Raw genomic sequence first — 19,487 nt, 5'->3', positions numbered from 1 at the left:
CATGAAATACGGTATTCTGATGTGACAAAACCTGAATCCTGGTCGTTAAAGTGTTTGTTTGCACTCATATTTTAACTGTTAGGACTCAGGTTTTTTTATTTAAAGCAAACTATGGGACAGCAGTGGCATGATGCTCCTTTTTTATGTAACTGACTTAAGAAACTAATCTGGGTTTAGCCGCCACTTGATCAGACTTTTTTTCAAATTTCAGCACTCCATCTTCAAATGAAGCATGCTTTAATTCTTTACGATCTGCCAAATAGTTATTGCTGACTTTCCACGGTGCATGTTTACCCTGTTTTGGCATCACATCTGCCGCACGTGCAATATAACCTGAAGTCAAGCTTCCCATTACTGTGTCTTCTAACAACTCGGTCGCATCGCCTTGTGGAATCACTTGGTTATAACCATTTTGATCCATATAGTTAATCAATTTACAGATGTATTCAGAAGCAATATCAACTTTTAATGTCCATGAAGCATTAATATAGCCAATAATCATCGCCATATTTGGTACATCACTGACCATCACGCCACGGTACAACATATGCTTAGAGGTATTTAATGGCTGTCCATCGATTGTGGCACTGATCCCGCCTAGAATTTGAATGTTGAGTCCTGTAGCTGAAATCACCACGTCCGCTTCTAAATGTTTACCTGATTTTAATTGAATGCCATTTTCAGTAAAACTTTCAATTTGATCGGTTTCAACAGATGCACGGCCTTCGCGTAAAATTTTAAACAAATCACCATCTGGCACCACACAAAGGCGCTGATCCCAAGGATTGTAATCTGGGGTAAAGTGCTTCATATCCACTTTACCTTTCAACTGCAACTCAATTGATTTTAATAAAAATTTACGGAGTAATTTAGGTTGCTTTTGTGCAATAGCATAAACAGCCCGTTGGACACCGATATTTCGTGCACGGGTAAGTTTATAAGCAACATCTTCAGGTAATACTTTACGCATTTTGTCGTAAATGATGTCAATAGAAGGTACTGAGGCAATATAGGTCGGAGAGCGCTGTAGCATAGTTACATGCCCTGCACCGCCTTTTGCCATTGCTGGCACAAGGGTAATTGCTGTTGCGCCACTACCAATAATCACAACTTTTTTGCCTGCATAATTAAAATTTTCAGGCCAATGTTGTGGATGAATGAAGGTACCTTTAAAGTTTTCCTGCCCTTTAAACTCAGGTTGGAAACCTTGGTCATAATTATAATAACCCGTACAGCCAAAGACGAAATTTGCAACCCAGGTTTGTTGTTTCTTCTTCGCATCTTCAATAACAACAGACCATTTACGAGTTTGTGAATCGTAGTTCGCACTCACAACACGGTGCTGAAAATGAATTTTTTCTTTGATCTTATATTCATCAATCACTTCAGAAAGATAGCCTTTAATCGAAGACCCATCAGCAAGCACACTAGATTTTTTCCACGGCTTAAAATTGAAGCCAAAAGTTGACATATCCGAATCAGAACGAATACCAGGATATTTAAAAAGATCCCATGTACCACCGAAACTTTCACGACGTTCAATAATTTCAAATGAACGATTTGGACAATTTTTTGAAAGATGAGCAGCCAAACCTACACCGGAGATCCCTGCACCTACAATGAGAATATCAACTTGTTTTTCCATGTTGTTCTTTTAACCTATCTTAGATTTATATTTATTAAATCACATTTTTGACAATGCACAATGTCAAGTTTAAGCAAAAGGCGTTTTATTTTTATCTTTTAAGGACAAATTGAATTATTGTCTAACAATATATAGCCACCACAAAACTGCAGGCATTAAAAAAGGTCGGTTAAAAACCGACCTTTTTTAGAACAACGTACGCTGCTCTTCACGAAATTAGTTAACTTCGCGATCTACTAGCTCAACGTAAGCCATCGGTGCAGCATCACCTGCACGGAAGCCCGCTTTAAGAACACGTAGATAACCGCCGTTACGTTCTTTGTAACGAGGGCCAAGAACGGTAAATAATTTACCAACAGTTGCAGCTGAACGAGTACGAGCAAACGCTAAACGGCGGTTTGCTACAGAATCGACTTTAGCTAAAGTGATTAAAGGCTCAGCAACACGACGCAATTCTTTTGCTTTAGGAACAGTAGTTTTAATTAACTCGTGTTCGAACAAAGAATTAGCCATGTTTTGGAACATCGCTTTACGATGACTGCTTGTACGGCCTAATTTCACACCACTATTACGATGACGCATGGTGATAGTCCTACTTAATTAACGGCTACGATAAGCAAAGCGATCGTCCATGCGGAGGCTAGCCGGTGGCCAGTTCTCTAAACGCATGCCCAATTGCAAGCCTTTCGATGCCAGAACATCTTTAATCTCAGTCAACGATTTTTTACCTAAGTTAGGAGTTTTAAGCAACTCAACTTCAGTACGTTGAACAAGATCGCCAATGTAGTAAATATTTTCTGCTTTCAAACAGTTAGCAGAACGAACAGTAAGCTCTAGATCATCTACTGGACGAAGCAAAATCGGATCAACTTCTTCACGAGGCTCTTGAGCAACTGGTGCTTGATCTTTCTGAAGATCAACAAAAATTGCAATTTGTTGTTGCAAGATTGTTGCCGCTTTGCGGATTGCTTCTTCAGGATCAACAGTACCGTTGGTTTCAAGATCAATGATCAGTTTATCAAGGTCAGTACGTTGTTCTACACGAGCGTTTTCCACTGTATAAGACACACGTTTGATTGGGCTGTAAGAAGCATCTAATTGTAAACGACCCACTGGGCGAGTTTCGCCTTCAGGGAAGCGTGAATCAGAAGTCTCATAACCACGACCTTGAGAAACTTTCAGGCGCATTTTTAATGAGCCAGAAGCACTTAAAGTACCGATCAAATGTTCAGGGTTAACCACTTCAACATTGTGTGGTAAACGAAGGTCAGCGGCTGTAACGTCGCCAGGACCTTGTTTTTCCAATGTCAGATAAGCTTCATTTTGATCGAACAGCTTAATAGACAATCCTTTTAGGTTCAGCAAGAGCTCGACGATGTCCTGCTGCAAGCCTTCCAAAGTACTGTACTCGTGCTCGACACCTTCAATCTCTACTTCAACCACGGCTGCGCCAGGTAAAGAAGACAAAAGGATACGACGTAAAGCATTACCAAGAGTATGACCAAAGCCACGCTCTAATGGTTCTAGAATAACTTTTGCCGAGGTCCCGCTTGCCGCTTCGACCTTGATCGCTTGCGGAGTTAGAAACTCATTTGCAGTACGCGTCATTATTGCTACCTCAAGGATTATTTAGAATACAATTCTACAATCAAGCTTTCGTTGATTTCAGCAGGTAAATCAGAGCGATCTGGTGCAGCTTTGAACGTACCTTCCAATTTAGAATGATCAATTTCAATCCAAGATGGAATGCCACGTTGAGTCGCTAACTCAACTGCGTTTTTGATACGCAATTGTTGTTTAGCACCTTCGTGAACTGCAACAACGTCACCAGCTTTAACTTGGATAGACGCGATATTAACACGACGACCATTTAAAGTGATTGAACGGTGAGATACAAGCTGACGAGCTTCTGCACGTGTAGAACCAAAACCCATGCGATAAACAACGTTATCTAGACGGCTTTCAAGAAGTTTCAACAAGTTTTCACCTGTTGCGCCTTTAACACGAGCAGCTTCTTTGTAGTAGTTACTAAATTGACGCTCTAAAACACCGTACATACGACGTACTTTTTGTTTTTCACGTAATTGTAGTGAGTACTCAGATTGTTTGCCGCCACGAGCGCCACCATGTTGGCCAGGTGCTTTAGCAGCTTTTTTTGTTTTGACGTCAAATGGTTTAACGCCAGATTTTAATTGCAGGTCTGTCCCTTCGCGGCGAGAGAGTTTGCATTTTGGACCAATATAACGAGCCATGAATGTTTCTCCTTACACGCGACGTTTTTTAGGTGGACGGCAACCGTTGTGCGGGATTGGCGTCACATCGGTAATGCTGTTAATTTTATAACCCACTGCACCTAAAGCACGAACCGCAGATTCACGACCTGGACCAGGACCTTTTACAAGGACGTCCAAGTTTTTCAAACCGTAATCTAAAGCAGCTTTACCAGCAACTTCAGCAGCTACCTGAGCAGCAAACGGAGTTGATTTACGTGATCCACGGAAGCCTTGTCCACCAGAGGTAGCCCAAGCCAGTGCATTACCTTGACGATCGGTAATAGTCACAATGGTGTTATTAAAAGAAGCGTGAATGTGTGCAACACCTTCAGAGACGGTACGAGTGACCTTCTTGCGTGTGCGAGTATCTTTAGCCATCTTTTAGCTTCCAGAAATCTTATTTCTTAATAGGTTTGCGCGGACCTTTACGGGTACGTGCGTTAGTTTTGGTGCGTTGACCACGGACAGGCAAGCTGCGACGATGACGAAGACCGCGGTAGCAGCCTAAATCCATTAAACGTTTAATGTTCATGGAAATTTCGCGACGTAAATCACCTTCGGTAGGAACCTTAGTAACTTCTGCACGAATCGCATCAAGCTGAGCGTCATCTAATTCACGAATTTTAGTTGTTGGTGCAATACCAGCAGCAGCTAAGATAGCTTTTGCAGTGTGGCGACCAATACCAAAAATGTACGTTAGAGAGATAACAGCATGCTTGTTATCCGGAATGTTTACACCGGCAATACGAGCCATTCAATTTTCTCCAAAAAGGCAGTTAAGATAATCAACCGCCCGACAAAATCTTTGAGGGGCGGATAATAACCTAATTAGCCTACTGAAATCAACAGGTCTTGATCAGATTAACCTTGACGCTGCTTATGACGAGGTTCTGCGCTGCAAATTACGCGAATAACCCCATTACGACGGATAACTTTACAGCTACCACAAATTTTCTTTACAGAAGCTTGAACTTTCATAATGAAACCTCTAAGTGCGCTTATCCTTTCGGATGAGCAGTCGTTTTACGCATTAACGATTGATTGTCATATTGATGCGATGTGAGATGAGCTTGGAGCTGAGCCATAAAGTCCATCACCACCACCACTACGATCAGTAAAGACGTACCACCTAAGCTAAATGGAATACCAAATGAGCTTTGTAGAATCATCGGCATTAAACAGATGATTGTGATATAAACCGCGCCAATAAAAGTCAAACGATTCAAAATATGATCTAAATAGCGTGCAGTTTGCTCACCAGGACGAATACCCGGTACATAAGCACCACTACGTTTTAAATTCTCTGACACTTCTTTCGGACTAAATACTAGCGCAGTATAGAAGTAACAGAAGAAGATAATTAATGCACCAAATAGCACCAAATACATCGGTTGACCCGGCGACAATACGAGTGCCAAATCTTGTAGGCCACGTTTAATCACGCCAGCATTTGGGTCTGCACTGCCAACCCATTGCCCTAAGCTCGCTGGGAACAATAGCAATGAACTCGCAAAAATTGCAGGAATCACACCCGCCATATTAATTTTTAATGGCAAATGTGTTTGCTGAGCAGTAAATACACGACGACCTTGCTGTTTTTGAGCATAGTTTACCGGAATACGACGCTGCGCCTTCTCAATAAACACAATTGCTGCTAACACTGCAACAGATAGCAATGCAAATATTGCAAGACCAATTAAACTAGATTGGCCATTATCTACTGAGGTTAAAGATTGCAGAACCAAGTTCGGCAAACCAGCAACGATACCTGCGAAGATGATCATGGAAATACCATTCCCTACTCCACGCTCAGTAATTTGCTCACCTAACCACATCAGGAACATTGTACCTGCAACCAAAGAAGTTACAGCAGGAACGTAAAAAGCAAGTCCACTAGTCAAAGTAATATTTTGACTAATCAGACCTGCACACATCCCAACAGCTTGCACAAGTGCAAGAAACAATGTGCCTTGTCGCGTATATTGATTGATCTTACGCTTACCTTGTTCGCCTTCTTTCTTTAAAGCTTCCAGCGAAGGAACAACCGTAGACATTAACTGCACGATAATCGATGCAGAGATATACGGCATAATCCCAAGAGCAAGAATTGACATACGCTCTAATGCACCACCTGAGAACATGTTAAACAAACCAAGGATCGTACCTTGGTTTGCATTAAACAGATTCTCTAGTGCGGCATTGTTAATGCCCGGTACTGGAATATGTGCTCCCAGTCGAAAAACCAACAACGCCCCGATGAGGAACATCATACGGCGGATAATTTCACGATATTTCACATGAAAAGGTTGGCCTTTCATCATGTTAACATGACCTGTCGAACTAGGAGTCATAGACACTGGGGATTACTCCTCGACTTTACCGCCAGCAGCTTCAACAGCAGCTTTAGCGCCTTTAGTCAATGCAACACCTTGAACAGTGAATGCACGAGTAATTTCACCAGAAAGTACGATACGTGCACGTAACATATCTTTACGCACAACGTTAGCAGCTTTTAAAGTTTCAAGAGACACGATGTCGCCTTCAACTTTAGCAAGTTCTGATAAACGTACTTCAGCAGTTTTCAAAGCCATTTGGCTAGTGAAACCGAATTTAGGTAAACGACGATATAACGCAGTTTGACCACCTTCGAAACCAGGACGTGTACCACCGCTCTTACGTGAGTTTTGACCTTTGACACCACGGCCACCAGTCTTACCAACGCCAGAACCGATACCACGGCCTAAACGAAGGTTGTCACGCTTAGCACCTTCTGCAGGTGCAATTGTATTTAAACGCAGAGTCATGGCTTATTCCTCTACACTAACCATATAGTAAACTTGGTTGATCATACCACGGTTAGAAGGCGTATCTTGCACTTCAACTGTATGACCAATACGACGCAGACCTAAACCTTTAAGGCTAAGCTTGTGATTTTTCAAGCGATGCGATGAAGATTTAGTCTGGGTAACTTTAATCGTTTTCATGATTGATTACCCTTGAATTTGTGCTACTGATAAACCACGTTTCGCAGCAACTTTCTCAGGAGAAGTCATATCACGCAAACCGTTAAAAGTTGCGTTTACTACGTTAGCAGCGTTAGTAGAACCATAACACTTAGTTAATACGTTACGTACACCTACAGCTTCTAAAACTGCACGCATAGCGCCACCAGCAATTACACCAGTACCTTCAGAAGCAGGTTGCATGTAAACGCGGCTTGCACCGTGACGAGCATTGATAGGGTGCTGAACAGTACCGTCAACAAGGTCAACAGTAATCATGTTGCGACGAGCAGCTTCAAGTGCTTTAGAAATAGCAGCTGGAACTTCACGTGCTTTACCACGACCAAAACCTACGCGACCATTACCATCACCCACAACAGTTAATGCTGTGAAAGAGAAGATACGACCACCCTTAACAACTTTGGCTACACGATCAACGGCAACCAGCTTTTCAACAAGACCTTCGTTTTGTTCAACTTTAGCCATGATTAGAACTCCAAGCCGTTTTCACGAGCAGCATCAGCCAAGGCTTTGATACGACCATGATATTTGAAACCAGAACGGTCAAATGCAACTTTAGTTACACCAGCCGCTTTAGCACGTTCTGCAATTAAAGCACCAACTTTCTGAGCCGATTCAACGTTACCAGTAGTACCAGCACGTAGAGTAGCGTCTAAAGTAGAAGCTTGCGCTAATACTTTGCCACCATCTGCAGAGATAACTTGAGCATAGATGTGACGCGGAGTGCGGTTTACACACAAACGAGTCGCACCCAATGCACGGATGTGCAAGCGTGTGCTTTTCGCACGACGCAAACGGGATTGTTTCTTTTCGTTCATAAGAACCTCGCGCCTTATTTCTTCTTAGCTTCTTTACGAAGTACAACTTCGTCAGAATAACGAACACCTTTACCTTTATAAGGCTCTGGCGGACGGTAACCACGGATTTCTGCAGCAACTTGACCTAATTTAGCTTTATCAGCTGATTTAAGTACAATTTCAGTTGCAGTAGGAGTTTCTGCAGTTACACCTTCAGGAAGGTTGTAGTCGATCGGGTGAGAGAAACCAAGGTTAAGGTTAACAATGTTACCTTTAACCGCAGCTTTATAACCAACACCGATAAGCTGTAACTTACGTTCGAAACCTTCGTTAACACCTTTTACAAGGTTGTTAAGCACAGCGCGAGCAGTACCAGCCTGCATCCAAGCATCTTTAGATTCAGCTTTAGGAGCAATAACTAGAGTACCGTCTTCCTGTTTTAGCTCGACCAGCGCATGCAGGTTGAAAGACAATGTACCTTTGCTGCCTTTCACTTCGACCTGCCGGCCGTTCTGAGTAACTGTAACACCGTTAGGTACAGTTACTGGGGCTTTAGCCACACGAGACATGAGGAATCACCTATTAAGAAACAAAAGCAATAACTTCACCACCGATACCTGCAGCACGTGCAGCGCGATCAGTCATGATGCCTTTGCTTGTAGAAACAATTGCAATACCTAAACCTTGCTTAACGCTAGGAAGTGCATCTTTACCGCGATATTGACGTAGACCAGGACGGCTTACGCGTTTCACAGTATCGATAACTGGTTTGCCTTCGAAATATTTTAAAGTAATCGTTAAAGTCGCTTTGCCTTCATTGTCAGCAACAGCTACATCAGCGATATAACCTTCTTGTTGAAGTACGTTAGCAATCGCAACTTTCAACTTTGAGTTTGGCATAGAAACAGTTTGTTTCTTTGCCATTTGTGCGTTACGAACACGTGTTAGCATGTCGGCAACGGTATCTTGCATACTCATTTATAGTGCTCCTTACCAGCTTGCCTTAACAACGCCCGGTACATCACCTTGCATTACTGTTTCACGTAATTTGTTACGGCTTAAACCGAACTTACGGAAGTAACCATGAGGACGACCAGTTAAACCACAACGGTTACGTAGACGTACTGGAGACGCATTACGTGGTAATGCTTGAAATTTCATCATCGCTTCGAAACGTTCTTCGTCTGATGCATTTACATTTGCGATAATTGCTTTTAATTCAGCACGTTTCGCAGCGTATTTAGCAACAGTAGCTTCGCGTTTCAATTCGCGATTAATCATACCTTTCTTAGCCATATCGACCTCTTATTTGAACGGGAAGCCGAATGCACGCATAAGCGCACGGCCTTCGTCATCGGTGCGAGCAGTCGTAGTGATGGTAATATCCATACCACGAATACGATCAATCTTATCAAAATCGATTTCAGGGAACATGATTTGTTCCTTAAGACCCATTGAGTAGTTACCACGACCATCGAATGATTTCGCAGAGAAACCACGGAAGTCACGGATACGAGGGATCGCGATAGAGATCAAACGGTCTAAGAATTCGTACATACGTTCGCCGCGTAAAGTAACTTTACAGCCGATCGGCCAACCATCACGGATTTTGAAACCAGCGATAGATTTACGAGCTAAAGTAAGTACTGGTTTTTGACCAGCAATTGCTTGCATATCAGAAAGAGCGCCATCTAACAATTTCTTGTCAGCTGATGCAGCACCAACACCCATGTTGATGGTGATTTTTGTAATGCGAGGAATATCCATCACATTCTTAACGCCCAATGTTTCTTTTAATTGAGCCTTAAGTTCGTCATTGTAACGCGTTTTAAGTCTGGCCATTGCCTAGTCAACCTATTACTTCGCTACCGCCACTGATTCACCATTAGATTTGAATACGCGAGTTTTCACGCCTTCAATCACTTGGTAACCAACACGGTCAGCCTTTTGGGTTGTAGCATTAAAAATTGCCACGTTAGAGATATGAAGCTCAGCTTCTTGAGTTACGATGCCGCCTTCAGCGCCAGTAGCTCGGTTAGGCTTTTGATGCTTCGTTACCAAGTTAAGGCCTTCAACCTTAACACGGTCATTTGAAACAGACAAAACAGTACCTTGTTTGCCTTTTTCTTTACCTGCGATCACAATTACTTGATCGCCCTTTTTAATCTTAGCCATGAGTGCCTCTTATAGAACTTCAGGAGCCAATGAAATAATTTTCATGAACTGTTCAGTACGAAGTTCACGAGTCACTGGTCCGAAAATACGAGTTGCAATCGGCGCTTTGTTGTTGTTCAAAATAACAGCTGCGTTATCGTCGAAACGAATAACTGAACCATCTGCACGACGGATGCCGAATTTTGTACGTACAACTACAGCATTCATCACGTCACCTTTTTTAACACGTGCGCGTGGAATAGCTTCTTTTACAGTAACTTTAATAATGTCGCCAACAGAAGCATAACGACGATGTGAACCACCAAGTACTTTAATACATTGTACGCGGCGAGCACCACTGTTGTCTGCTACGTCGAGCATACTTTCGGTTTGAATCATTGCCCTACTCCAAAACCGAGCATCACCGGTCGCAATTTCGAAAGGCTCAAAGAGTACTCGAAATTGACCGATGATGCAAGAACGTTTAATTACTCAGCAGCAGCTTCAACAACTTCAACTAAAGTCCAAGACTTAGTTTTAGAAATTGGGCGGCTTTCTTTGATGCTTACTACGTCGCCAACTTTAGCAACATTGTTTTCATCATGAGCGTGTAATTTAGTTGAACGGCGGATTGATTTGCCATACAACGGGTGTTGAACGCGGCGTTCGATAAGAACAACGATAGACTTGTCCATCTTGTCGCTAACTACTTTACCGGTTAACGTGCGAACTGTTTGTTCACTCATTGTCCGTTCCCCTGTTTTTCGGTTAGGAGTGTCTTAATACGAGCAATAGTTTTACGAGTAAGCGCAACTTCGTGCGATTTACCCAATTGACCAGTTGCTTTCGCCATACGAAGACGGAATTGGTTAAGCTGTTGCTCATCAAGCAAAGCTGTCAACTCTTCTACCGACTTTTCACGTAGATCATTAGTTTTCATTACATTACCGTCCGAGTCACGATAGTGGTTTTAAACGGAAGTTTTGCAGCAGCAAGCGTAAACGCTTCGCGAGCAAGTTCTTCGTTAACACCATCAATTTCGTACAAGACTTTACCTGGTTTGATTTGGCAAACCCAGTATTCCACAGAACCTTTACCTTTACCCATACGAACTTCTAATGGTTTTTCAGTAATTGGTTTGTCTGGGAAAACACGGATAAAGATCTTACCACCACGTTTAATACGACGGCTGATTGTACGACGCGCTGCTTCAATTTGACGTGCAGTCATTTGACCACGTTCAATTGATTTAAGTGCAATAGTACCAAAAGATACTGAGCTACCGCGATGTGCTAGACCAGTGTTACGGCCTTTTTGCACTTTACGGAATTTAGTACGTTTAGGTTGTAACATGGATTATTCTCCTTTTTCAGCAGAACGATCATTGCGACGACCACGACGCTCTTGACCTTCACCACGACCACGACCACGTTTAGCTGGACGTTCTTCAGCTGGAGCTGGGTTCATGACTTGTTTCATGCCGCCCAAGATCTCACCACGGAAGATCCATACTTTAACGCCGATCGTACCGTAAGTAGTCTCAGCACGCATAGTAGCATAGTCGATGTCAGCACGAAGAGTATGAAGAGGTACACGACCTTCACGATACCATTCAGTACGAGCAATCTCAGCACCACCTAGACGGCCTGAAACTTCTACTTTGATACCTTTAGCACCAGCACGCATAGAGTTTTGAACCGCACGCTTCATAGCACGACGGAACATTACACGTTTTTCTAATTGAGAAGCGATTGCTTCAGCAACTAAACGAGCGTCTAAATCTGGGCGATCGATTTCGTTGATACTTACTTGCGCAGGAACACCCATAATGGCTGTTAATTCGCGTTGTAATTTCTCAATGTCTTCGCCTTTTTTACCGATCACGATACCAGGACGTGCAGTGCTAATAGTTACTTTAGCTGCGCCTGTAGGGCGTTCGATAAGAATATTGCTTACCATCGCATTCTTAAGTTTTTTAGTTAAAAACTCACGAACTTGAAGATCTTTTAGCAAATATTCAGCATATTGTTTCGGATTCGCATACCAGTTAGCGTTATGACGTTTCACAACACCTAGGCGGATACCGATTGGATGAACCTTCTGACCCATATCAAACCCCTACCTTAACGGTAATGTGACAAGTACGCTTAGTAATACGATCTGCACGGCCTTTAGCACGTGGCAAAATACGTTTCAGGCTCATGCCTTCATCAACGTAGATCGTAGAAACTTTAAGGTCGTCTACATCTAAACTGTTATTGTGTTCAGCGTTTGCAATCGCAGATTCCAATGCTTTTTTAACTAAAACTGCAGCTTTTTTGTTGCTGAAGTTTAAGATATTTAAAGCATGCGCAACAGATTTGCCGCGAATTAGGTCTGCAACCAAACGTGCTTTTTGTGCCGAGATAGCGGCACCGCGTAATTTAGCAGTTACTTCCATCATAGCACCTATTAACGTTTAGACTTCTTGTCAACACCGTGACCACGATAGGTACGAGTTGGCGCGAATTCACCTAATTTATGACCAACCATATGCTCAGATACGATCACTGGAACATGGTTACGGCCATTGTGTACAGAAATTGTTAGACCAACAAAATCCGGTAAGATCATCGAACGACGCGACCAAGTTTTGATCGGCTTACGGTTATTAGCCGCGATAGCCGCTTCAACCTTAGCGAACAAGTGCGCATCGACGAATGGGCCTTTTTTCAGAGAACGAGGCATTGTCAGATTCCTTTACTTGTTACTTAACGCGACGGTCGCGAATGATCATCTTAGTCGTACGCTTGTTGGTACGTGTTTTGTACCCTTTAGCTTTTTGACCCCATGGACTTACAGGTTGAATACCTTTGTTACGTCCTTCACCACCACCATGTGGATGGTCTACTGGGTTCATCGCCATACCACGTACGGTAGGACGAACGCCACGCCAGCGTGATGCACCTGCTTTACCAAGTGAACGAAGGTTGCTTTCTGAGTTAGAAACTTCACCTAACACAGCACGGCATTCAACGTGTACTTTACGCATTTCGCCTGAACGAAGACGAATGATAGCGTAAGAACCGTCACGACCCAACAATTGAGCAGATGTACCAGCAGAACGTACTAATTGTGCGCCTTTACCGATTTTAAGCTCGATGTTGTGAAGAGTAGAACCGATAGGCATGTTGCGAAGTGGCAAGCAGTTACCTGGACGGATTGGAGCATCGTTACCAGATTGAACTTGATCACCAGCGCGAAGGCCTTTAGGTGCAATAATATAGCGACGTTCACCGTCAGCATATTTCAATAAAGCAATATGAGCTGTACGGTTTGGATCGTATTCAATACGCTCAACTACAGCAGGGATGCTGTCTTTGTTACGTTTGAAGTCTACGATACGGTAGTGCTGTTTATGACCACCACCAACGTGACGAGTTGTAATGTGACCGTTGTTATTACGACCGCCAGTACGTTTTTTAGCTTCAACCAACGGAGCATATGGCGCGCCTTTGTGAAGGTGGTTATGAACCACTTTCTCTACAAAGCGACGTCCTGGAGACGTTGGCTTACATTTTTGAATCGGCATAATTTTCGTCCTTATTCCGCTGCGTTTTCAGCGGTATCGCCCAAGTCAGCCATTTCAACATCTTGGCCAGCTTTCAGGGTGACGTATGCTTTTTTAACATCAGAACGACGTCCTAATGTTTTACCAAAGCGTTTAGTCTTACCTTTAGTGATCGTTGTGTTAACTTTAACAACTTGAACACCAAATAGTTGCTCAACAGCTTTTTTGATCTCAAGTTTGTTTGCATCTAGTGCAACTTTGAACACTTGAACACCAGCAGTTTCGCCTAAAACTTGTGCTTTTTCTGAGAATACAGGTCCTTGTAGGACTTGATAGATACGTTCGTTGTTCATCCGAGTTCTACCTCAATTTTCTTAGCAGCAGCAACAGACATAACAACTTTATCGAACGCGATCAAGCTAACAGGATCGATTGCAGCAGCATCAACCACATCAACGTGTGGAATGTTGCGAGCAGCAAGATACAAGTTCTCATCAACAGCATCTGTAACGATTAATGCACGAGGTGCATTCAAGTCGTTAAGTTTTGCAAGCAATTCTTTAGTTTTTGGAGCTGCAACAGCAATCTCTTCAACTAAAACAAGGCGATCTTGACGAACAAGCTCAGCCAGGATGCATTGCATAGCACCGCGATACATTTTACGGTTTACTTTTTGAGACCAGTCTTGTGGACGAGCAGCAAAAGTTTTACCACCGCCAACCCAGATTGGGCTACGAATAGAACCAGCACGAGCGCGGCCAGTACCTTTTTGACGGAAAGGTTTTTTACCACCGCCAGAAACGTCAGCACGTGATTTTTGCGCTTTAGAACCTTGACGACCACCAGCTAAGTAAGCTGTAACAACTTGGTGTACAAGAGCTTCGTTAAAATCACGACCAAACGCAACTTCAGATAACTCAACAGCAGAGCCGGAAACAGTATTTAAATTCACGTTATTTCCCCTCAGGCCTTGATAGTAGGACGAACAGTAACGTCGCCACCAGTAGCACCAGGAACCGCGCCTTTAACAACTAGAACTGAACGTTCTGCGTCGATAGCAACGATTTCAAGACCCTGTGTAGTTACACGTTCAGCACCTAAATGACCAGGCATTTTTTTGCCTTTGAACACGCGACCAGGAGTCTGGTTTTGACCTGTAGAACCGATAACACGGTGAGATACAGAGTTACCATGTGTAGCGTCTTGAGTACGGAAGTTCCAACGCTTAACACCACCTTGGAAACCTTTACCTTTAGATGTACCAGTAACGTCAACAATTTGACCCACTGTGAACACATCCACACCGATAGTTCCGCCAACTTCACGACCTTCAAGATCAGCTTCTGTAGCGCGGAATTCTTGAACTAGACGACCAGCAGCAACACCAGCTTTCGCAAAGTGACCTTTCTGAGCGTTAGTTACGCGAGATTCGCGACGTTCACCAGTAGTGATTTGAATCGCTTGATAACCATCAGTTTCAAGCGTTTTGATTTGTGTGATGCGGTTAGGATCAACCTCAATCACTGTTACAGGTACAGAAACACCAGCATCTGTAAAGATACGTGTCATACCGCACTTGCGACCGACTAAACCAATAGCCATGTGCATAAACCTCTAAAAAAGCGGCCTAATTAACTTAGAGCGTTAATTAACCGAAAGCCTTAACCCAAAGCGATCTGAACATCAACACCAGCTGCAAGATCCAACTTCATCAATGCATCAACAGTTTTATCTGTAGGTTGAACGATGTCGATCAAACGTTTGTAAGTGCGGATCTCGTATTGGTCACGCGCATCTTTGTTAACGTGTGGTGATGTTAAAACGTTAAAACGTTCGATACGTGTAGGCATCGGGATTGGACCACAAACTTGTGCGCCAGTACGTTTTGCTGTTTCTACGATTTCTTGAGCTGATTGATCAATTAGACGGTGATCAAAAGACTTAAGACGGATACGAATTCTCTGGTTAGACATACCAGTTAACTCCAAGCCAAATATATAAAGAATCACCCTTGACGCATCTCACCCCACTTTAAAAGAGGCAAGTGTCAAGAGCAGTGAAATATCACTAAGGTCACGATCGATGCCGCGACTGTCACGATGTTAACTACTTTATTCGTAGCCAACCCCCTTCATCAAAGGGTCGCCCATTATAGCTATTGTTTAATGCATAAGCAAATCTCTTTTGCTGTTTTTCTTATATTTTTCATTTTTTATGCAAGATCAATTGCTTAACTTTTAATCAATAGGCGTTTTTTCTTAATACATACTCTATTGCTTGGTTTAGTATTTGATTTCCCTCAATAAATTTGTTCTTTGCGCTTTTCCGTAGATCATGTACTGGCTGTACATGTGTTCCTGAAAAAAATGCCACTTCTTCATCATTTTCCAAAAATAAATCGAGTACTTCTGGGGTAATTTCAGGATGAAATTGGAAGCCCAAAACATTTTGCCCGATTTGATACATTTGATTACGACATGCATCATTTTCCGCCAGCAATACCGCTCCTTTCGGAATTTCAAATGTTTCACTGTGCCACTGCATGACTTTAAACTCTTCCGGTAGTTTGAAACAGTCATGCGGTACGTTAGCGACCTTACGGATGGTCGTCCAACCCAATTCTTGTTGTGCATTTCGGCTCACCGCCCCACCCAAAGCATTGGCAATCAATTGCCCGCCTAAACAAAGCCCGATTGCGGGTTTGCCGAGTGCTAAATAGCGTCGCAGCCATCGTTTTTCTATTTTTAACCATGGGAAATTTGCCTCATCATTTACGCTCATGGTCCCACCCATGATGATAAGTAAATCGACATCTTCAACATGCGGCAAAGCCTCGAGATCCAAGGCTTGATCGACAGGTAATGCAAAGAATTCTGTGGCCGTAATTTTGGCCTGATGCTGTTTTAAAAAATCATAACAACTGCCGAACCCTTCGCCAGCAATATGCTGAAAATAATGTACTTTTAAATGCGACTTCATGCGCTAAACCTATTGTTGTTGCTCTGATATCGGTTTTGCAAGAATGAAGCCAACTTTGCTTTTCACTTAATTTTCTATACAAAAGCATCGTAAATCCATGCGTTTTAGTCGTATTCTTTTGAACATTCATTATTATTTTGATCATTTCAGAGCGCCACGTGAAAAAGAATCCTCAAACTGAACTCATTCATGCACCAAGAAAGGCACCACAATACATCAATAGTGTTCAACCTCCCCTGTTTCGTGCATCCACTATAATTTTCGAAAATACAGATGCGCTATTTAATCGCCATTGGACTGATGATTATGACTATAGCTATGGCACACATGGTACGCCCACTACATTTACCCTAGGGGATCAGATTGCTCAGATTGAAGGTGGCTTGTATCACTTACTCGCACCAAGCGGTTTATCTGCAATTAATTTGGTCAATTCATGTTTTTTAAGTCAGGGGGATGAGGTTTGGGTCGCAGATAATATCTATGGCCCAAATATGGAACATCTGCGTAACCTAGAAACCCGCTACGGCATCATGGTCAAGGTTTATAACCCGATTGATGTCGATTCATTTAACCCTTCAGCGCAAGCCAAGCTTATCTGGTTAGAAGCGGCGGGTTCTGTCACTTTAGAGTTTCCTGATTTAGTCGGCTTGGTCAAAAAAGCCCAAGCACAGAACATGCTCACTGCACTGGACAATACGTGGGGTGCTGGTATCGCCTTTAATGCTTTTGATTTTGGCAATGAACACCTAAGCGTGGATATCAGTGTGCATGCCTTGACCAAATACCCAAGTGGTGGTGGCGATATTTTAATGGGCTCGGTAATTACACGAGATAAAAAGCTTCATCACAAACTGTTTCGTGCCCACGCCATTCAAGGCATTAGTATCTCTGGTGATGACGCCGCGCAAGTACAACGCAGCCTGGCTTCTATGCGCTTGCGCTATGAACACCAGTCACAAAGTGCTTTAACTTTATTAAATTGGCTAAAACAACAGCCAGCCTTTGTACAGGTTTTACACCCAGCCGATGAAGCTTCCGCAGGACATCAGTATTGGAAAGAAATTTGTACAGAACAACACAGTGCAGGCTTGGTCAGCGTGGTATTTAATGAAAAATATAGCCTGCTAGATGTACGCTGCTTTTGCGATGCGCTGAAACTCTTTAAGCTTGGTTTTAGCTGGGGTGGCCCAGTCAGTTTAGTCATGCTATATAACTTAAAAGATATGCGTGTACTCGAACATTCACACATTCAAGCCGGCTTACTGGTTCGCTTTTGTATAGGACTAGAACATCCTGCAGATTTAATACAAGATATAGAAAACGCACTACAACATTTAAATAAACAGCAACTCGAATAAATACAGGAACATCTATGGGTACACCAATTGTTATTGGCAAAAAAACACAAGACACTACACAAGATGTGGTGCTTCATTCACAATTTGCAAACCGCCATGGTTTGATTGCTGGGGCCACAGGTACTGGTAAGACGGTGACGTTGAAGGTGTTGGCAGAAAGTTTTTCTCGGCTGGGTGTACCTGTATTTTTAGCCGATGCCAAAGGGGATGTTTCTAGCCTTGCCAAAGCAGGTGAAAGCAATCCTAAGTTTGACGAACGAATTAAAAGTTTAAATATCGAGAGCATTCCTTTTGCTGCCTCCCCTGTGGTGTTTTGGGATTTGTTTGGTGAACAAGGTCATCCCATTCGCACTACCATTTCTGAAATTGGCCCACTGCTCCTTGCCCGAATCCTCAACTTAAATGACACGCAAGAAGGTGTGTTATCAGCGGTCTTTCGTATTGCTGATGATCAGGGCTTATTGCTCATCGACTTTAAAGACTTAAAAGCCATGATCAGCTACGTCAGTGAACATGCAGCAGAATTTAAAAATGAATATGGCAATTTATCACCTGCAAGCTTAGGTGCAATTCAACGTAATTTGCTCGCATTGGCCGATCAAGGTGGTGACAAGTTTTTTGGTGAGCCTGCGCTCAATATCATGGATTTCATTCAAACGGATGCACAAGGTCGTGGCAACATCAACCTGCTCGCCGCCGACAAGTTAATGAATACCCCTAAGCTCTATGCGACTTTTTTACTTTGGATGCTGTCAGAACTGTTTGAACAATTGCCCGAAGTTGGAGATATGGATAAACCCAAACTGGTGTTCTTCTTTGATGAAGCGCATTTATTGTTTGATAATGCCAGCCCTGCTTTACAAGAAAAGATTGAACAAGTGGTTCGTCTGATTCGCTCTAAAGGGGTCGGCATTTACTTTGTAACGCAAAATCCACTTGACCTACCTGAGAGTGTTTTAGGACAACTGGGTAACCGTGTTCAACATGCGCTACGTGCATTTACCCCGAAAGATCAGAAAGCTGTTAAGACGGCAGCAGATACTTTTCGAGCCAATCCTGCGTTTAAAGTCGATCAAGTGATTACGGAACTGGCTGTAGGTGAAGCACTGATCAGCTGTCTAGATGAACAAGGCACACCTCAAATTGTTGAACGTGCTTGGGTGATGCCACCCTACTCTTCATTTAGCCCAATTGCTGTAGAAGAACGCAAAGCTCTGATGGCAAATAGCGTTGTCGCAGGTGTGTATGACACCGAAGCAGATCGTGAAAGTGCCTATGAACTTTTACAAAATAAAGTGGCGGAGCGCCAACAACAAGCCGTCCAAGCGGAACAAGATAAAATAGAAGCCAAAGAACAAGAAGCGTTGGCCAAACAACAAGCCAAAGAAGCAGATGCACTCGCTAAACAGCAAGCGCGTGAACAAGAACGCCTTGCACGCGAACAACAAAAAGACGCTGAGCGCTCAGCCAAACAACGTGAAAAACTGATTCAAGACACTGTAGGAACTTTTGCAAAAAGTGCAGCACGCAGCTTGGGTGGGTCGACAGGTCAGAAAATTATCCGTGGCCTCTTAGGTTCTATTTTCGGCAAGAAATAATCTAAAAGCCCAATTAAAAAGTACAAATTTATGGAATCTTTTTATATTCCATAATTTTTTTATGGTTTTTACTAAAACATGTATTGCGCGGATGTATTTAAAAATGT

At 42.9% G+C, this 19,487-nt stretch carries 32 protein-coding genes; 2 read left to right on the top strand and 30 right to left on the bottom strand.

Features of this window, described 5'->3' with window-relative positions; all coding sequences use genetic code 11:
- Positions 1 to 154 precede the first annotated feature (154 nt).
- The 30 genes from FTT94_RS13170 to FTT94_RS13025 all read right to left on the bottom strand — a co-directional run bounded on the left by FTT94_RS13170 (position 155) and on the right by FTT94_RS13025 (position 16,421).
- Complete coding sequence (locus FTT94_RS13170; protein WP_111885417.1) at positions 155 to 1,645, bottom strand: NAD(P)/FAD-dependent oxidoreductase; 1,491 nt, start codon at positions 1,643 to 1,645, stop codon at positions 155 to 157.
- 216 nt (positions 1,646 to 1,861) lie between these two features.
- The gene (gene rplQ / locus FTT94_RS13165) at positions 1,862 to 2,227 is read right to left on the bottom strand and encodes a 50S ribosomal protein L17 (protein ID WP_005012953.1); all 366 of its coding nucleotides are present in this window, start codon (positions 2,225 to 2,227) and stop codon (positions 1,862 to 1,864) included.
- An 18-nt stretch (positions 2,228 to 2,245) separates the two neighbouring features.
- Positions 2,246 to 3,253 (bottom strand): DNA-directed RNA polymerase subunit alpha, encoded by a 1,008-nt coding sequence (locus tag FTT94_RS13160; RefSeq protein WP_004650465.1) that lies wholly within the window; start codon positions 3,251 to 3,253, stop codon positions 2,246 to 2,248.
- A 17-nt stretch (positions 3,254 to 3,270) separates the two neighbouring features.
- The gene (gene rpsD / locus FTT94_RS13155; RefSeq protein ID WP_078192454.1) at positions 3,271 to 3,897 is read right to left on the bottom strand and encodes a 30S ribosomal protein S4; all 627 of its coding nucleotides are present in this window, start codon (positions 3,895 to 3,897) and stop codon (positions 3,271 to 3,273) included.
- A gap of 12 nt (positions 3,898 to 3,909) precedes the next feature.
- Complete coding sequence (gene rpsK, locus FTT94_RS13150) at positions 3,910 to 4,296, bottom strand: 30S ribosomal protein S11 (RefSeq protein ID WP_001040166.1); 387 nt, start codon at positions 4,294 to 4,296, stop codon at positions 3,910 to 3,912.
- Between the two features lie 19 nt (positions 4,297 to 4,315).
- Positions 4,316 to 4,672, bottom strand: a complete 357-nt coding sequence (rpsM, locus tag FTT94_RS13145) for a 30S ribosomal protein S13 (protein ID WP_078189269.1) — start codon at positions 4,670 to 4,672, stop codon at positions 4,316 to 4,318.
- 107 nt (positions 4,673 to 4,779) lie between these two features.
- Complete coding sequence (gene rpmJ / locus FTT94_RS13140) at positions 4,780 to 4,896, bottom strand: 50S ribosomal protein L36 (protein ID WP_000867907.1); 117 nt, start codon at positions 4,894 to 4,896, stop codon at positions 4,780 to 4,782.
- A 20-nt stretch (positions 4,897 to 4,916) separates the two neighbouring features.
- The gene (secY, locus tag FTT94_RS13135; protein WP_171263746.1) at positions 4,917 to 6,236 is read right to left on the bottom strand and encodes a preprotein translocase subunit SecY; all 1,320 of its coding nucleotides are present in this window, start codon (positions 6,234 to 6,236) and stop codon (positions 4,917 to 4,919) included.
- A 45-nt stretch (positions 6,237 to 6,281) separates the two neighbouring features.
- Positions 6,282 to 6,722 carry a 50S ribosomal protein L15 gene (gene rplO / locus FTT94_RS13130; protein WP_078189271.1) on the bottom strand — a complete coding sequence of 147 codons (441 nt, stop codon included), beginning with the start codon at positions 6,720 to 6,722 and terminating at the stop codon, positions 6,282 to 6,284.
- 3 nt (positions 6,723 to 6,725) lie between these two features.
- The gene (gene rpmD, locus FTT94_RS13125) at positions 6,726 to 6,902 is read right to left on the bottom strand and encodes a 50S ribosomal protein L30 (protein ID WP_005012961.1); all 177 of its coding nucleotides are present in this window, start codon (positions 6,900 to 6,902) and stop codon (positions 6,726 to 6,728) included.
- A gap of 6 nt (positions 6,903 to 6,908) precedes the next feature.
- A complete protein-coding gene (gene rpsE / locus FTT94_RS13120) occupies positions 6,909 to 7,406 on the bottom strand; it encodes a 30S ribosomal protein S5 (RefSeq protein WP_067762902.1) in 498 nt (165 codons plus the stop codon).
- A gap of 2 nt (positions 7,407 to 7,408) precedes the next feature.
- The gene (gene rplR / locus FTT94_RS13115; RefSeq protein WP_067762903.1) at positions 7,409 to 7,759 is read right to left on the bottom strand and encodes a 50S ribosomal protein L18; all 351 of its coding nucleotides are present in this window, start codon (positions 7,757 to 7,759) and stop codon (positions 7,409 to 7,411) included.
- Between the two features lie 14 nt (positions 7,760 to 7,773).
- The gene (rplF, locus tag FTT94_RS13110; protein ID WP_078189272.1) at positions 7,774 to 8,307 is read right to left on the bottom strand and encodes a 50S ribosomal protein L6; all 534 of its coding nucleotides are present in this window, start codon (positions 8,305 to 8,307) and stop codon (positions 7,774 to 7,776) included.
- A 13-nt stretch (positions 8,308 to 8,320) separates the two neighbouring features.
- A complete protein-coding gene (rpsH, locus tag FTT94_RS13105) occupies positions 8,321 to 8,716 on the bottom strand; it encodes a 30S ribosomal protein S8 (RefSeq protein WP_078189273.1) in 396 nt (131 codons plus the stop codon).
- A 12-nt stretch (positions 8,717 to 8,728) separates the two neighbouring features.
- Positions 8,729 to 9,034 carry a 30S ribosomal protein S14 gene (rpsN, locus tag FTT94_RS13100; RefSeq protein ID WP_067762906.1) on the bottom strand — a complete coding sequence of 102 codons (306 nt, stop codon included), beginning with the start codon at positions 9,032 to 9,034 and terminating at the stop codon, positions 8,729 to 8,731.
- A 9-nt stretch (positions 9,035 to 9,043) separates the two neighbouring features.
- A complete protein-coding gene (rplE, locus tag FTT94_RS13095) occupies positions 9,044 to 9,580 on the bottom strand; it encodes a 50S ribosomal protein L5 (RefSeq protein WP_067762907.1) in 537 nt (178 codons plus the stop codon).
- Positions 9,581 to 9,595: 15 nt separating this feature from the next.
- Positions 9,596 to 9,913: a 50S ribosomal protein L24 gene (gene rplX, locus FTT94_RS13090; RefSeq protein ID WP_078189274.1), complete on the bottom strand. Its 318-nt coding sequence runs from the start codon at positions 9,911 to 9,913 to the stop codon at positions 9,596 to 9,598.
- A 9-nt stretch (positions 9,914 to 9,922) separates the two neighbouring features.
- Positions 9,923 to 10,291 (bottom strand): 50S ribosomal protein L14, encoded by a 369-nt coding sequence (gene rplN, locus FTT94_RS13085; RefSeq protein ID WP_005012978.1) that lies wholly within the window; start codon positions 10,289 to 10,291, stop codon positions 9,923 to 9,925.
- An 89-nt stretch (positions 10,292 to 10,380) separates the two neighbouring features.
- On the bottom strand, positions 10,381 to 10,638 hold the full coding sequence (gene rpsQ, locus FTT94_RS13080) for a 30S ribosomal protein S17 (RefSeq protein ID WP_078189275.1): 258 nt from the start codon (positions 10,636 to 10,638) through the stop codon (positions 10,381 to 10,383).
- Complete coding sequence (rpmC, locus tag FTT94_RS13075; protein ID WP_005012982.1) at positions 10,635 to 10,832, bottom strand: 50S ribosomal protein L29; 198 nt, start codon at positions 10,830 to 10,832, stop codon at positions 10,635 to 10,637. Before rpmC ends, rpsQ begins: the two co-directional genes overlap by 4 nt.
- Positions 10,832 to 11,245 carry a 50S ribosomal protein L16 gene (gene rplP / locus FTT94_RS13070; protein WP_078189276.1) on the bottom strand — a complete coding sequence of 138 codons (414 nt, stop codon included), beginning with the start codon at positions 11,243 to 11,245 and terminating at the stop codon, positions 10,832 to 10,834. Before rplP ends, rpmC begins: the two co-directional genes overlap by 1 nt.
- 3 nt (positions 11,246 to 11,248) lie before the next feature.
- The gene (gene rpsC / locus FTT94_RS13065; RefSeq protein WP_078189277.1) at positions 11,249 to 12,001 is read right to left on the bottom strand and encodes a 30S ribosomal protein S3; all 753 of its coding nucleotides are present in this window, start codon (positions 11,999 to 12,001) and stop codon (positions 11,249 to 11,251) included.
- Position 12,002: 1 nt separating this feature from the next.
- Entirely contained in the window at positions 12,003 to 12,332 is a 330-nt protein-coding gene (rplV, locus tag FTT94_RS13060) for a 50S ribosomal protein L22 (protein WP_035265103.1), read from the bottom strand.
- 11 nt (positions 12,333 to 12,343) lie between these two features.
- Positions 12,344 to 12,619 carry a 30S ribosomal protein S19 gene (rpsS, locus tag FTT94_RS13055; RefSeq protein WP_004281508.1) on the bottom strand — a complete coding sequence of 92 codons (276 nt, stop codon included), beginning with the start codon at positions 12,617 to 12,619 and terminating at the stop codon, positions 12,344 to 12,346.
- Between the two features lie 19 nt (positions 12,620 to 12,638).
- Entirely contained in the window at positions 12,639 to 13,463 is an 825-nt protein-coding gene (gene rplB / locus FTT94_RS13050) for a 50S ribosomal protein L2 (RefSeq protein WP_078189278.1), read from the bottom strand.
- Positions 13,464 to 13,474: 11 nt separating this feature from the next.
- Positions 13,475 to 13,795: a 50S ribosomal protein L23 gene (rplW, locus tag FTT94_RS13045; RefSeq protein ID WP_005012992.1), complete on the bottom strand. Its 321-nt coding sequence runs from the start codon at positions 13,793 to 13,795 to the stop codon at positions 13,475 to 13,477.
- Positions 13,792 to 14,394, bottom strand: coding sequence for a 50S ribosomal protein L4 (rplD, locus tag FTT94_RS13040; protein ID WP_078189279.1), 603 nt, complete (start codon positions 14,392 to 14,394; stop codon positions 13,792 to 13,794). The genes rplW and rplD overlap by 4 nt, the downstream gene beginning before the upstream one ends.
- Positions 14,395 to 14,405: 11 nt before the next feature.
- Complete coding sequence (gene rplC / locus FTT94_RS13035) at positions 14,406 to 15,044, bottom strand: 50S ribosomal protein L3 (protein WP_078189280.1); 639 nt, start codon at positions 15,042 to 15,044, stop codon at positions 14,406 to 14,408.
- Between the two features lie 59 nt (positions 15,045 to 15,103).
- A complete protein-coding gene (gene rpsJ, locus FTT94_RS13030; RefSeq protein WP_000070912.1) occupies positions 15,104 to 15,415 on the bottom strand; it encodes a 30S ribosomal protein S10 in 312 nt (103 codons plus the stop codon).
- Positions 15,416 to 15,683: 268 nt separating this feature from the next.
- Complete coding sequence (locus tag FTT94_RS13025) at positions 15,684 to 16,421, bottom strand: type 1 glutamine amidotransferase (RefSeq protein ID WP_180008436.1); 738 nt, start codon at positions 16,419 to 16,421, stop codon at positions 15,684 to 15,686.
- Positions 16,422 to 16,579: 158 nt separating this feature from the next.
- On the opposite strand from FTT94_RS13025, the gene FTT94_RS13020 reads away from it, so the two are divergent.
- Positions 16,580 to 17,782 (top strand): PLP-dependent transferase, encoded by a 1,203-nt coding sequence (locus FTT94_RS13020; protein ID WP_180170930.1) that lies wholly within the window; start codon positions 16,580 to 16,582, stop codon positions 17,780 to 17,782.
- 14 nt (positions 17,783 to 17,796) lie between these two features.
- Positions 17,797 to 19,380 carry a helicase HerA-like domain-containing protein gene (locus FTT94_RS13015; protein ID WP_180073419.1) on the top strand — a complete coding sequence of 528 codons (1,584 nt, stop codon included), beginning with the start codon at positions 17,797 to 17,799 and terminating at the stop codon, positions 19,378 to 19,380.
- Positions 19,381 to 19,487: the final 107 nt, after the last annotated feature.

The sequence above is a fragment of the Acinetobacter sp. YH12027 genome, from assembly GCF_013420085.1.
In the GTDB taxonomy this organism is placed as follows: Bacteria; Pseudomonadota; Gammaproteobacteria; order Pseudomonadales; family Moraxellaceae; genus Acinetobacter; species Acinetobacter amyesii.
The sequence above is the reverse complement of the archived record's forward strand: the minus strand, read 5'-3'. Positions and strand labels throughout refer to the sequence as shown.

Coding starts and splice junctions, on each gene's coding strand:
- FTT94_RS13170 (WP_111885417.1), bottom strand. CDS start 1,645: ATGGAAAAACAAGTTGATATTCTCATTGTAGGTGCAGGGATCTCCGGT.
- rplQ (WP_005012953.1), bottom strand. CDS start 2,227: ATGCGTCATCGTAATAGTGGTGTGAAATTAGGCCGTACAAGCAGTCAT.
- FTT94_RS13160 (WP_004650465.1), bottom strand. CDS start 3,253: ATGACGCGTACTGCAAATGAGTTTCTAACTCCGCAAGCGATCAAGGTC.
- rpsD (WP_078192454.1), bottom strand. CDS start 3,897: ATGGCTCGTTATATTGGTCCAAAATGCAAACTCTCTCGCCGCGAAGGG.
- rpsK (WP_001040166.1), bottom strand. CDS start 4,296: ATGGCTAAAGATACTCGCACACGCAAGAAGGTCACTCGTACCGTCTCT.
- rpsM (WP_078189269.1), bottom strand. CDS start 4,672: ATGGCTCGTATTGCCGGTGTAAACATTCCGGATAACAAGCATGCTGTT.
- rpmJ (WP_000867907.1), bottom strand. CDS start 4,896: ATGAAAGTTCAAGCTTCTGTAAAGAAAATTTGTGGTAGCTGTAAAGTT.
- secY (WP_171263746.1), bottom strand. CDS start 6,236: ATGAAAGGCCAACCTTTTCATGTGAAATATCGTGAAATTATCCGCCGT.
- rplO (WP_078189271.1), bottom strand. CDS start 6,722: ATGACTCTGCGTTTAAATACAATTGCACCTGCAGAAGGTGCTAAGCGT.
- rpmD (WP_005012961.1), bottom strand. CDS start 6,902: ATGAAAACGATTAAAGTTACCCAGACTAAATCTTCATCGCATCGCTTG.
- rpsE (WP_067762902.1), bottom strand. CDS start 7,406: ATGGCTAAAGTTGAACAAAACGAAGGTCTTGTTGAAAAGCTGGTTGCC.
- rplR (WP_067762903.1), bottom strand. CDS start 7,759: ATGAACGAAAAGAAACAATCCCGTTTGCGTCGTGCGAAAAGCACACGC.
- rplF (WP_078189272.1), bottom strand. CDS start 8,307: ATGTCTCGTGTGGCTAAAGCCCCAGTAACTGTACCTAACGGTGTTACA.
- rpsH (WP_078189273.1), bottom strand. CDS start 8,716: ATGAGTATGCAAGATACCGTTGCCGACATGCTAACACGTGTTCGTAAC.
- rpsN (WP_067762906.1), bottom strand. CDS start 9,034: ATGGCTAAGAAAGGTATGATTAATCGCGAATTGAAACGCGAAGCTACT.
- rplE (WP_067762907.1), bottom strand. CDS start 9,580: ATGGCCAGACTTAAAACGCGTTACAATGACGAACTTAAGGCTCAATTA.
- rplX (WP_078189274.1), bottom strand. CDS start 9,913: ATGGCTAAGATTAAAAAGGGCGATCAAGTAATTGTGATCGCAGGTAAA.
- rplN (WP_005012978.1), bottom strand. CDS start 10,291: ATGATTCAAACCGAAAGTATGCTCGACGTAGCAGACAACAGTGGTGCT.
- rpsQ (WP_078189275.1), bottom strand. CDS start 10,638: ATGAGTGAACAAACAGTTCGCACGTTAACCGGTAAAGTAGTTAGCGAC.
- rpmC (WP_005012982.1), bottom strand. CDS start 10,832: ATGAAAACTAATGATCTACGTGAAAAGTCGGTAGAAGAGTTGACAGCT.
- rplP (WP_078189276.1), bottom strand. CDS start 11,245: ATGTTACAACCTAAACGTACTAAATTCCGTAAAGTGCAAAAAGGCCGT.
- rpsC (WP_078189277.1), bottom strand. CDS start 12,001: ATGGGTCAGAAGGTTCATCCAATCGGTATCCGCCTAGGTGTTGTGAAA.
- rplV (WP_035265103.1), bottom strand. CDS start 12,332: ATGGAAGTAACTGCTAAATTACGCGGTGCCGCTATCTCGGCACAAAAA.
- rpsS (WP_004281508.1), bottom strand. CDS start 12,619: ATGCCTCGTTCTCTGAAAAAAGGCCCATTCGTCGATGCGCACTTGTTC.
- rplB (WP_078189278.1), bottom strand. CDS start 13,463: ATGCCGATTCAAAAATGTAAGCCAACGTCTCCAGGACGTCGCTTTGTA.
- rplW (WP_005012992.1), bottom strand. CDS start 13,795: ATGAACAACGAACGTATCTATCAAGTCCTACAAGGACCTGTATTCTCA.
- rplC (WP_078189280.1), bottom strand. CDS start 15,044: ATGGCTATTGGTTTAGTCGGTCGCAAGTGCGGTATGACACGTATCTTT.
- rpsJ (WP_000070912.1), bottom strand. CDS start 15,415: ATGTCTAACCAGAGAATTCGTATCCGTCTTAAGTCTTTTGATCACCGT.
- FTT94_RS13025 (WP_180008436.1), bottom strand. CDS start 16,421: ATGAAGTCGCATTTAAAAGTACATTATTTTCAGCATATTGCTGGCGAA.
- FTT94_RS13015 (WP_180073419.1), top strand. CDS start 17,797: ATGGGTACACCAATTGTTATTGGCAAAAAAACACAAGACACTACACAA.